The organism is Rickettsiales bacterium, from assembly GCA_029252805.1.
Lineage (GTDB): Bacteria > Pseudomonadota > Alphaproteobacteria > Rickettsiales > JALZUV01 > JALZUV01.
In genome coordinates this window covers 1-10043 of record JAQXAR010000034.1, presented here as the reverse complement: position 1 = coordinate 10043, position 10043 = coordinate 1, and the positions used below count along the sequence as shown (strand labels likewise).

Annotated in this window: 13 protein-coding genes and 1 pseudogene; 5 read left to right on the top strand and 9 right to left on the bottom strand. The window is 47.3% G+C overall.

Going from position 1 to position 10043, the window contains the following annotated elements:
- Positions 1–227: 227 nt before the first annotated feature.
- Together P8P30_07450 and P8P30_07445 are read right to left on the bottom strand one after the other, a co-directional pair.
- On the bottom strand, positions 228–431 hold the full coding sequence (locus tag P8P30_07450; protein MDG1287387.1) for a cold-shock protein: 204 nt from the start codon (positions 429–431) through the stop codon (positions 228–230).
- A 342-nt stretch (positions 432–773) separates the two neighbouring features.
- Positions 774–1397: a hypothetical protein gene (locus P8P30_07445; protein MDG1287386.1), complete on the bottom strand. Its 624-nt coding sequence runs from the start codon at positions 1395–1397 to the stop codon at positions 774–776.
- A 147-nt stretch (positions 1398–1544) separates the two neighbouring features.
- On the opposite strand from P8P30_07445, the gene P8P30_07440 reads away from it, so the two are divergent.
- The gene (locus tag P8P30_07440; GenBank protein MDG1287385.1) at positions 1545–2255 is read left to right on the top strand and encodes a prepilin-type N-terminal cleavage/methylation domain-containing protein; all 711 of its coding nucleotides are present in this window, start codon (positions 1545–1547) and stop codon (positions 2253–2255) included.
- A gap of 19 nt (positions 2256–2274) precedes the next feature.
- Here P8P30_07440 and P8P30_07435 read toward each other — a convergent pair whose 3' ends face one another.
- Positions 2275–4104, bottom strand: coding sequence for an ABC-F family ATP-binding cassette domain-containing protein (locus P8P30_07435; protein MDG1287384.1), 1830 nt, complete (start codon positions 4102–4104; stop codon positions 2275–2277).
- A 150-nt stretch (positions 4105–4254) separates the two neighbouring features.
- On the opposite strand from P8P30_07435, the gene P8P30_07430 reads away from it, so the two are divergent.
- Both P8P30_07430 and P8P30_07425 read left to right on the top strand, forming a co-directional pair.
- Positions 4255–4491, top strand: a complete 237-nt coding sequence (locus P8P30_07430; GenBank protein MDG1287383.1) for an RNA-binding protein — start codon at positions 4255–4257, stop codon at positions 4489–4491.
- 3 nt (positions 4492–4494) lie between these two features.
- Positions 4495–4716: a VF530 family protein gene (locus P8P30_07425; GenBank protein MDG1287382.1), complete on the top strand. Its 222-nt coding sequence runs from the start codon at positions 4495–4497 to the stop codon at positions 4714–4716.
- A gap of 28 nt (positions 4717–4744) precedes the next feature.
- Here P8P30_07425 and P8P30_07420 read toward each other — a convergent pair whose 3' ends face one another.
- From P8P30_07420 to ispF, 5 genes and pseudogenes are all read right to left on the bottom strand, one after another.
- Positions 4745–5149 (bottom strand): YcgN family cysteine cluster protein, encoded by a 405-nt coding sequence (locus P8P30_07420; protein ID MDG1287381.1) that lies wholly within the window; start codon positions 5147–5149, stop codon positions 4745–4747.
- Positions 5133–5599, bottom strand: a pseudogene (locus P8P30_07415) (CinA family protein). Before P8P30_07415 ends, P8P30_07420 begins: the two are co-directional and overlap by 17 nt.
- Positions 5599–6141 (bottom strand): phosphatidylglycerophosphatase A, encoded by a 543-nt coding sequence (locus P8P30_07410; GenBank protein ID MDG1287380.1) that lies wholly within the window; start codon positions 6139–6141, stop codon positions 5599–5601. Before P8P30_07410 ends, P8P30_07415 begins: the two are co-directional and overlap by 1 nt.
- Positions 6141–6626: a phosphatidylglycerophosphatase A gene (locus P8P30_07405; GenBank protein MDG1287379.1), complete on the bottom strand. Its 486-nt coding sequence runs from the start codon at positions 6624–6626 to the stop codon at positions 6141–6143. The genes P8P30_07410 and P8P30_07405 overlap by 1 nt, the downstream gene beginning before the upstream one ends.
- Positions 6623–7831: a 2-C-methyl-D-erythritol 2,4-cyclodiphosphate synthase gene (gene ispF, locus P8P30_07400; protein ID MDG1287378.1), complete on the bottom strand. Its 1209-nt coding sequence runs from the start codon at positions 7829–7831 to the stop codon at positions 6623–6625. The genes P8P30_07405 and ispF overlap by 4 nt, the downstream gene beginning before the upstream one ends.
- Positions 7832–7860: 29 nt before the next feature.
- On the opposite strand from ispF, the gene dusB reads away from it, so the two are divergent.
- Complete coding sequence (dusB, locus tag P8P30_07395; protein ID MDG1287377.1) at positions 7861–8859, top strand: tRNA dihydrouridine synthase DusB; 999 nt, start codon at positions 7861–7863, stop codon at positions 8857–8859.
- 73 nt (positions 8860–8932) lie between these two features.
- Here dusB and P8P30_07390 read toward each other — a convergent pair whose 3' ends face one another.
- Positions 8933–9217, bottom strand: a complete 285-nt coding sequence (locus tag P8P30_07390) for a hypothetical protein (GenBank protein MDG1287376.1) — start codon at positions 9215–9217, stop codon at positions 8933–8935.
- 505 nt (positions 9218–9722) lie between these two features.
- Between P8P30_07390 and P8P30_07385 the strand changes: the two genes are divergently transcribed.
- On the top strand, positions 9723–9950 hold the full coding sequence (locus tag P8P30_07385; protein MDG1287375.1) for a hypothetical protein: 228 nt from the start codon (positions 9723–9725) through the stop codon (positions 9948–9950).
- The last annotated feature ends 93 nt before the right edge of the window (positions 9951–10043 follow it).

Below are 10043 nucleotides of genomic sequence, written 5' to 3'. Positions count from 1 at the left end.
TATAATATTAATTCTACACAGAAACTTAATTTTTTCAAGTTGATAGGCTTATGGCCTAACGAGGCTGAGAGCAGAGCACCCTAAGTCATCGCAGAGATAATTTGAGATTAACCTCTAATAAATAATCGTAGATGGCGGGATTCAAAGGTGCGACCCTAAAACCATCTTTCTAATTCGTAACCCATAGCGTTGAATCGTACCTTTTCACACGAATGGAGGCGCGACTACTATACTAACTTGATGTTAACAGCAGATTCTTTGCCTTTACTTGATTCTATGTCGTAACTAACTTTTTGATTATCATCAAGACCTGACAATCCCGCCAATTCGACAGCGCTGATATGTACGAATACATCACCTGCTCCATCATCCGGAGTAATAAAACCAAAACCTTTACTGGAATTAAACCATTTTACTGTACCTGTAGCCATAGTATGTATCTCATCTGTATATAATTGTTACTCTTTTCCAAATAACCTTGGGAAAGATACGATCTTTAATAGAGCACATTTGCTCCAGGGTAAAGCACGTAACCTAATACGTCTTGCTAGACGTTCACGTTCAAATGGTACCACGGTAGATAAAAGGTGAATACAACTCCAGAGTTCAGCGCCGTAAGTCATCGTAGAGTAGCTTATGGACCACCAATTAATCACTATTAGATGATCGCACTCAATCGTCGATGGCCGGATTCGAAGGTACGACCTAAGAGCCTTTCCCTCATCGGGAAATCATGCGTTTGAATCGCGGCGCTCCCCTTCGTAAGGGCAATGCTATTTAGGGATATTGCCTTGGAAAAGAGGATAACCCCAATTTGTGTTGCTGTTCTTATCGCTCAGATTCACACTACCATCTCCATTAAAGGTAATTACCCCACGTGGCGACGCTATCACGTCTACCGCAACAGCATTGACTCCGGCAGCAACAACAGGGGTATTAACGGCAGCAGCAGCGGCAGCGGCGGCAGCGGCGGCATCGGCAGCGGCTTGAGCAGCAGCGGCAGCGGCGGCATCGGCAGCAGCTTGATCGGCAGCGGCTTGGGCGGCAGCGGCAGCGGCAGCATCGGCAGCGGCTTGATCGGCAGCAGCTTGGGCAGCAGCGGCAGCGGCATCGGCAGCAGCTTGAACGGCAGCGGCATCATCGGCAGCAGCTTGGGCGGCAGCAGCAGCAGCAGCATCGGCGGCGGCATCGGCGGCAGCTTTAGCAGCGGCTTCTTGAGCGGCAGCAGCATCAGCAGCGGTTTTATCAGCAGCGGCTTGATCGGCGGCATCTTTCGCGGCAACTTCTTCGGGAGTAAGGACGGCATCAGGACCACCTGCTTGCGCTAAGCTTGGCAAAACAAGAAATGCGGCCATGAATGTCATTAACGTAATCTTCGAAATGCTATATTTTGTCATATACTCACCTAATTAACTGTTTCTGTGGGTTAAGACTAATTATGTGCTCTAGACATTAATAAATTCTTAATTAACTCTAAATTGCTTCACACTTTATTTAGCCCTCTTCTTAGGGAATTCTTAACTCTTAAGGTGCTAGCATAGCTTATGCAGACTCACTCAAAATCAGGGTTTTCTCTTGTAGAACTATCCGTTGTGTTGATTATTATTGGCCTTATCGCTGGCGGAATCGTTGCGGGACAGAGCCTAATTCGTAACGCCGAAATAAGTTCCGTGATTGGCGAATTAGCAGAATATTCACAAGCAAGTGATACTTTTTATGCAAAATATGGCCAACTTGCGGGAGATATGTCGGATGCCTCCTCTTACTGGCCCTCTTGCGATCCAACTCCTGCGAATTGCGATGGTAATGGCGATGGTGCAATCGATGACACGCTGCCATGGGTTCATTTATCCAGCGCAAACTTAGTGGCGGGAAGTTATCCCATTATCGCGGCAACACCAGTGCCGGGTGTAGACATCCCCGAATCCAGTATTAAAAATGCGGTATTTGGCCTTACCTATGGTTTTCCTTACGGTAAATTGGGCAATCACTTCACCCTTTCAAAGTCACGTAGCGATTCAAGTCTCGAAGGCGCTGTTAATGCATCAGAGGCGCTATCGATCGATAAAAAGATTGATGATGGCTTAGCAAGTTACGGCGAAGTCTTTGCGATCAACCAAATGAATACAAGTGGCACGTGGCAAACTACAGGCTGCGTAACAGGTGGAGATCTACTCTCCGCTCCTGCGGTCATTGATTGGCAGCTCTCAAATGAAGATACAGAAGAATGTGTCATGGTCTTCTATATTGATTAAATAAGCTGAGGCGATTAGCTTAACTCGCCTCTTGCAGCTCCAACCACGTCATTTCGGCAGATTCTGCTTCCGCTTGAACGGTTGTGTATTTTTCGAGCAAATCAGACATTATCTTTTTATTATTGACCGCTTTTGGGGTGGCCATTTCGGCTTCTAAAGTGGCTTTTTCTTTTGACCATTTCTCTAGATTTTTTTCCGCTTCTTTAACCGCATTATTGCTGCCTTTTTTACTCTTTTTACTTTTCTTATCTTTACGATCTTTTTTCGCGCTGGACCGTTCTTTACGACGCTGCTCAATCACTAGTTTACGGTACGCGTCCAAGTCGTCTGTATAAGAGTTCACACCACCGTCTTTAACAAGCAGTAGTTGATCTGCGACCGCCTCGACCAAATGCGGATCGTGACTTACGAGAATCACACAACCTTCATAATCGTTAAGCGCTTGGATAAGAGCCGCGCGGGCATCAATATCCAAATGGTTTGTCGGCTCATCGAGCAGCATAATATGCGGTGCATCATGGCTCATCATACAAAAGAGCAAACGCGCCTTTTCACCACCGGAAAGCTCGGCGATACGTGTATCACATTTTGCTTTATCAAAACCGAACTTGCCAAGCATGGCACGTAATTTATGTTCTGGCGTGCCTTTAATGGCATCGCGCAGAGTATCGTAAGGCGTTTGGCTTACATCTAGCTCGTCCGATTGGTGTTGCGCGAAATATCCGACACGCAATTTTCTATCACGTACCACATTACCCTTCATCGCCGTCAACTCGCCGTAAAGCAGCTTCACCAACGTCGATTTACCATTACCGTTGGCACCGAGTAGCGCGACGCGATCATCGCCTGTGAAGCTTAAATTCACTTCCCGTAATATGGGATTGCCCTCAGTATAGCCAATATCCACTTTATCGAGGGTGATGATCGGGCCGCTGGTTTCTTCCGGTTGAGGGAATTTAAACGCCGTTGCACGTTCGGCAATCAGGGCATCAACCATGTCCATTTTCTCAATGGATTTCAGGCGGCTCTGTGCTTGTTTAGCTTTACTCGCTTTGGCACCAAAACGGCTAACAAAATCCATCATGCGTTTTTTATGCGCCTGTTGCTTATCGAAGAGCGCCTGATGGCTCATCATTTTTTGTGCGTAACGGGTTTCGAACTGATCGTAATTTCCGGTATACATGGTCACTTTTAATTGATCCAAATGCGCAATATGGGTGACGACTTTATTCAAGGTTTCACGATCATGACTGATGATCATGAAGGTGCCTTCATATTGCATCAGGTAGTTTTCCAACCAAATGATCGCTTCAAAATCCAAGTGATTGGTTGGCTCATCCAGTAGCAGGAATTCTGGCTTTTGGAACAGGGCTGCAGCCAAAGCCACACGCATGCGCCACCCGCCGGAGAAATCACTAATAGGGCGCGATTGATCATCAATATCGAAGCCTAGGCCCGATAAAATGATCGAGGCTTTAGACGGCGCTTCATAGGCATCAATATCGGCAAGGCGCGTATAGATGTAACCGATTCGGTCTGGATCTTCTGCGGTTTCAGCTTCTTCCAATAGCGCTGTACGCTCTGTATCTGCAGCCAGTACGATATCTAGCAAGCTCGTATCATCATCCGGTAAATCTTGACGCACCATGCCCATTTGTGCACCTGGGACGAGGGTAATCTCGCCTTCATCCAGCTCCAACTCCTCAGCAATAAGCTTAAAGAGAGTCGTTTTACCCGTACCATTAGGGCCAATTAAGCCTACATGGTAGCCGGTCGGTATCGAAAGCGACGCCTTATCAAATAAGGTGCGTCCCGCAATACGGTAAGTAATATTTTTAAGCTCAAGCATGGTTTTAACTGTCTAATTTAGCTGATGGAGGCGTGTCATATAGATATTTCACTCCATTAGCAATTGCCGACTCATGCGGTTTGTTATTTAAATCCCCTAAAAGGGCAGAACTATGTTAAATCAGGCCTCTGACATACTTTTGGAGCCACTATGAAACTAATCGCCTTAAACCTACCGCGTGATTTTACCGAAGACCAACTCGCCAAATTATTCAAAGAATATGGCAATATTAAAGGCTGTGATATGGTGATGGACCCGAAAACGAAGAAATCTAAAGGATTTGGCTTTGTAGAAATGGCGCTAGAACATGAAGCTAAAGAAGTAATTAAAGAGCTACATGGCAGTAAAATCGGCAAAAACAAAATCCGCGTCAAAGCAGCCGATTAACACGTGGGTGACGATCAACAAAATAACCCGCTACATGGCATTACGCTCAAAACTATCCTGACAGAGCTCGTCGAGAAATATGGATGGGAAGAATTAGGGAGCCGCATCAATATCCGCTGCTTCACGCACGACCCAAGCCTCAAGAGTAGTTTGAAATTTCTAAGACGTACCGATTGGGCTAGAGAGAAAGTCGAAAGGCTTTATCTAAAGAGGCTTAAAGACTAATTTTTAGATGGAAAAGACTCCTCATGATTCACTCTATTTCATCTTCACTGATCAGGTCACCCTGCATCGACGGCCCGACACGATGTACCTCTTGTTTATCGCCACAAACCAAATGATGCCACTCGGGTAAATCATAGCCCTTCTCCACCAGCTTATAAGCGCAGGTATGGGGTAACCAATAAAGTTCACTCACATTCTCAGGCGTTACTTTAACGCAATTTGGTACATTTTTCTGACGATTTGGATAATCTTTACATGAGTGTGAATTAAGGCATAAATAGCTGCATGCCGTGTTTGTGAGCGTTAATTCGCCAGTATCTTCCTCTTCTTCAGTTACTTGGCAGCAGATTCCACAGCCATCACAAAGGCTCTCCCACTCACTCTCAGTCATATCAGACATTGGATTCTTTAGGAATTCAGGCTGCGGCAACATAGAGGGCTTCCAAAGCGGCTAACATAAATTGCTGACGTACAAAGTCACGACTTCCGTCGAACTGAAAATGGATAATATGCGCTTCATGTCCAGCATGCTGGACAGCTATATAAATCGTTCCAACAGGTTTAGACTTGCTACCCCCAGAGGGGCCAGCAATACCCGTCACAGAAACGGCGAGATTTGCGTTCGAATGCTGAAGCGCCCCTTCGACCATCGCCTTAGCAACTGGCTCACTTACGGCGCCATGCTGCTCAATCAGTTGTGCCGAAACGCCAAGCATTTCCATTTTCGCTTCGTTGGAATAGGTCACAAAGCCACGGTCGAACACCTCGGATGAACCTGCAATATCCGTAATCGCCGCCGCAATATCCCACCCGTGCAGGATTCTGCAGTGGCGAGTGTGAGGCCGTTAGTACGGCAGGTTTGGAGGAGCGTTTCGCAATTCATCAATGCAACACCCAACCTTGAAACTCTATCATGTAAGTGGAAAACAATACCTCAATGACTATAAGACAAACCATCGCATAGATAGCAGCTAATAAATCATCGAGCATTATCCCTAGTCCCCCTTTTATTTTCTCATCAATCCAATTAATTGGAAAAGGTTTCCAAATATCGAAGAGTCTAAAGAGAATAAATGTGGCAAAAATCAAAAACACTTCCCACAAAAACGGAGTGGCAAATGCATAAAGTATGAAGGTCGTCAAAAAATAAACCAACCACACTCCTGCCACCTCATCAATCACAACTTCCTTCGGATCTTCACGGCCTGTTTTCTTTACATATTCAGCCGAGACATACCACCCAATGAAGAAAGCCAAAACACTCGCAATGAGCAACCCTGAATGCCCCCAATACTGGTGAATCACCCACGCAAAAGGCAGCGCCGCCAGTGTACCAAACGTACCTGGAGCTTTCGGCGCGAGGCCGCTATGGAACCAGGTTGCCAGCCAATAGACCGGATGCCAAAGTGGGTATGGATGCTGCATTATGCCAACAAACTTGTATAGAAAAATAACCCAACTACCATGCCCAGAAAGCCATAGAAAGCAGCGACAACATCGTCGAGCATCAGACCGAGCCCCCCGCCCACATGCTCATCTATCTGACCGACGGGCCAAGGCTTAGCCATATCAAAAATAACAAAGAAAAGGAACGCGGCAAAGCAGGTTCCAAAGTCCAGAGGGTAGTTAAGGGCGCCGGCCAAAAGCAAAACAACCCAAATCCCTACCACCTCGTCAATGACGACTTCGTAAGACTGACCAGCAGATTTAACATAGATAGAAGAGGACCAGAGACCCACAAAAAAAGTAACAATTGTCACAACCAGTAAAACACTGATGCCCCAATAATGATGAATGGCCACTCCCGCTATGAGCCCTAACAGGGTCGCAATGATACTGCCTGCATGCTGAATTTTCCCAAGAAAAAAGAGCGTTGCTATCCAGAAAATTGGATTCCAGTTCGATGTCATAATAGTACCGTTGCTGTCGCTTGCGCAGCCAGCCCTTCTTTGCGGCCAATAAAGCCTAGGTGATCGGTTGTAGTGGCTTTGATGCTAACCTGACTCACATCAATATCACAAATCTCAGCGACGGATGCACGCATTGTTTCGCGGTGTGGAGAAAGCTTGGGCATTTGCGCGATGAGAGTGATATCGCAATGGCTTAGACTTCCGCCTGCTTGCTGCATCAGACGAATCGCTTCTTTTAAGAATAACTCACTCGCGGCGCCTTTCCATTGCGGGTTATCACTGGAAAAATGATGACCAATATCGCCATTGCCAATACAGCCCAATATCGCATCCGTTAACGCATGCAGACCAACATCTCCATCTGAATGGCCTTCAATTGCCATGTCACATTCCACCGGCACGCCGCAAATCATAATGGTTTTATCATCGCCTTCATGCGCAATAAAACCGTGAACATCATAGCCATTACCTACCGCAATGCGGGGGGCTGATTGCATCATTTTTAGATCCTCTTCAGTGGTGATTTTGCGGTTGGCCGCATCGCCTTGCACGAAAGCAACTTCGATACTTGCTAATTCTGCGAGCATGGCATCATCGGTCACGGCATCGGTATTTTCACGATGGAGCTTTAGGATCGTGGCATAATCAAATGCTTGCGGCGTTTGTGCAGCGACAAGCTCGGAACGATCAAGTGTGTGACCGGCTTTATGTTTGATGGTATCGGTCACAGGGATCACTGGCAGCGCGGCTTTCGCAGCGGTTTCTAGCATACGAGTGATGAGCGTTTGGCTAATATTGGGACGCGCGGCATCATGAATCAGGACTTTATTTATTTGCGCCCCGTGCGCAACGTTCTGTTGCTCCGATGGCACGCCGCTTCGCGGGCTCATGGCTGAGTCGGCCTGCTGGCCCCCTAAACTGACATTTGATAAATATTCCAAGCCATTGCGCACCGACTCCTGCCGCGTTTGACCGCCTAATACTGCCTCCACTTTGGGGTAATCGGCGAGAATAGGCGCTAGCAATGCCTGATGATCGGCGTGATGCACCACAATGATACGCTCAATCTGTCGATGCTCGCTGAATGCCTGCAGGCTATGCGCAATGACGGGTTTGCCATTCAGCAATCGGTACGTTTTGGGGATACCGCCCGCCATACGGCTGCCAGTGCCACCTGCGACAATCACTGCTACGCTTGAGTTCATGATGCATTTATAGTATGGAAACGCGCATTATGGCAATTAACATCGGCAAAATTCAAATTGAGAACCCGGTTATCCTCGCTCCGATGACGGGCGTGTCTGATTTACCGTTCCGTAAACTCGTGCGTAAATTTGGCGTCGGCATGGTCGTGTCAGAGATGATTGCCAGCCGCGCGATGATCCTGCAAACCCGCAATACCCTGCGCATGGCACAGCATGATGAGGACGAGGGTACTAAGGTTGTGCAACTCGCCGGATGTGACCCGCAAGTGATGGCCGAAGCGGCTCGCATGAATGAAGATATGGGCGCAGATATCATTGATATCAATTTCGGCTGCCCCGTGAAGAAGGTCGTCAATGGCGATGCAGGCTCAGCGCTCATGCGCAAAGAGAAGCTCGCCGGCGAGATTTTAGAAGCCACCGTCAATGCCGTAAAAATCCCCGTCACGCTGAAAATGCGCATGGGCTGGGATCATGACACGCTCAACGCGCCGCTCTTTGCCAAAATGGCCGAGGATGCTGGCATCCAGATGATTACCATACATGGCCGCACACGCTGCCAAATGTATAAAGGTTCGGCTGATTGGAAATTCATCAAAAATGTGAAAGAAGCGACCAAGCTTCCCGTGATCGTTAATGGCGATATTGTCGATTTTGACTCGGTGGATACCGCCCTCAGCGAATCGGGCGCCGATGGCGTGATGATTGGCCGTGGCTGCTATGGCAAACCCTGGTTCCCACAGCAAGTGATCGAGCATCTCGACGGCAAGGAAATTACCACCCGCCCAACGCTAGAGTTCGAACGCGATATGGTGCTGGAACATTACGAAGATATGCTAAGCACCTACGGTGAAGTCAACGGCGTGCGCGTCTCCCGCAAGCATATTGGCTGGTATAGCAAAGGCCTCTATGGTGGCGCTGAATTCCGCCATGCGTTTAACAAGCATAATGAGTCTGCTCCCGCCATTGCAGAGATTAAAGATTTCTACCAACAACTCATCGACCATGGTGCAATGCGCGAAGGCTTTTAGTTTTTACCCCGCATCTGCGTTAACGGTCACTCCGTCGAAAGGACGGGCTGACAATGAAGAGTGAAGCTAAACTTCATGGTGGATAATGCCAATCCATTACATCTGAATCGGTGAATTTCTTCGCGCCTTCCGGCCTGCCCGCCGCACGCTGTTTCAAGCAGCGATGAATATAATGTGCCGCACCGGTATTTTCCTGCATCAGCGAGGCCACCCGCTCAAATTGTCTCAAATCAACTTGCGTTGGCATATAATCCTTATCACGCTGATAGCGCCAGATGATCTCCATCGCGCAGTCGATCAGGCTTATCGCACCTTGCAGGTCACGTTTTCGGGGTTTTCGTCGGGGGAAGAATTTCATATAGGACACCCTTTAGTCGGTTAAAACAAAGCGGCACCCCTGCGAAAATCACACGAGTGCCGGGGTGTTAACAAATCACGTAAACATGACCGCAACGCTTTTGGCCGAAGCCTATTGCATAACGCCGCCACCCCGACCCAGTCGAGATGACAGTTTAAATAACGACAGTTGACGCTGCCGGTTTACGAGAGGTTGTTAAGCCCCGGGCCGGCGAACCAGCTTGCGAGCAGAATAACAAAAACAGAGAAAACTGTCATGCTGAATTTAGTTCAACATCCATTCATCCGCCTAGTGCCAGAGATGAAATAACCCCAAAAACAAGCTCAGAGTGACGGAGGGCGGGGATAATTGTCATCAAACTGTCATTTTACTAAAAGCACTCTTTTTTGTATAGTGATCGCTATTCTCTTAGCATTTGCCTTAGACAGATCTCCTCTGTCACTTCTCGTTTTCAAACAGACTTTAAGCCAAGTGCTCCTTTCCCACCACTTTCAATTCCCATTCTATGTTACTTTCTTCACCTTCCGCTATTTGGTTTCGTAAGACACCGCAATTACGGAACCAGAAGTTTCAATTATTCTGCCAAATCCTGCGTAAGTATGGACTAGAGGAGTTAATTGAAGAATTACCTCAGATTTTCCCAAGCCATGAACGCATGGCTCAGTTAGTAACCCAATTAGCGGTTATTTCTGAACAGGAAGTATTTGATTTGGGGCTGACACCTAACATTTAAATTGTTAGGAGTTATTGATGTATATAAAGCATTGTAAGTTATCGAGAAATAAGCAGTTAGAGTTGATAAAATATTTCATTGCGGGTTCTACGG

Excerpts from the sequence above, each read along its gene's own strand:
- dusB (MDG1287377.1), top strand. The coding sequence starts at position 7,861 with ATGGCAATTAACATCGGCAAAATTCAAATTGAGAACCCGGTTATCCTC.
- P8P30_07435 (MDG1287384.1), bottom strand. The coding sequence starts at position 4,104 with ATGCTTGAGCTTAAAAATATTACTTACCGTATTGCGGGACGCACCTTA.
- P8P30_07420 (MDG1287381.1), bottom strand. The coding sequence starts at position 5,149 with ATGTTGCCGCAGCCTGAATTCCTAAAGAATCCAATGTCTGATATGACT.
- P8P30_07405 (MDG1287379.1), bottom strand. The coding sequence starts at position 6,626 with ATGACATCGAACTGGAATCCAATTTTCTGGATAGCAACGCTCTTTTTT.
- P8P30_07440 (MDG1287385.1), top strand. The coding sequence starts at position 1,545 with ATGCAGACTCACTCAAAATCAGGGTTTTCTCTTGTAGAACTATCCGTT.
- P8P30_07430 (MDG1287383.1), top strand. The coding sequence starts at position 4,255 with ATGAAACTAATCGCCTTAAACCTACCGCGTGATTTTACCGAAGACCAA.
- ispF (MDG1287378.1), bottom strand. The coding sequence starts at position 7,831 with ATGAACTCAAGCGTAGCAGTGATTGTCGCAGGTGGCACTGGCAGCCGT.
- P8P30_07385 (MDG1287375.1), top strand. The coding sequence starts at position 9,723 with ATGTTACTTTCTTCACCTTCCGCTATTTGGTTTCGTAAGACACCGCAA.
- P8P30_07390 (MDG1287376.1), bottom strand. The coding sequence starts at position 9,217 with ATGAAATTCTTCCCCCGACGAAAACCCCGAAAACGTGACCTGCAAGGT.
- P8P30_07445 (MDG1287386.1), bottom strand. The coding sequence starts at position 1,397 with ATGACAAAATATAGCATTTCGAAGATTACGTTAATGACATTCATGGCC.
- P8P30_07410 (MDG1287380.1), bottom strand. The coding sequence starts at position 6,141 with ATGCAGCATCCATACCCACTTTGGCATCCGGTCTATTGGCTGGCAACC.
- P8P30_07450 (MDG1287387.1), bottom strand. The coding sequence starts at position 431 with ATGGCTACAGGTACAGTAAAATGGTTTAATTCCAGTAAAGGTTTTGGT.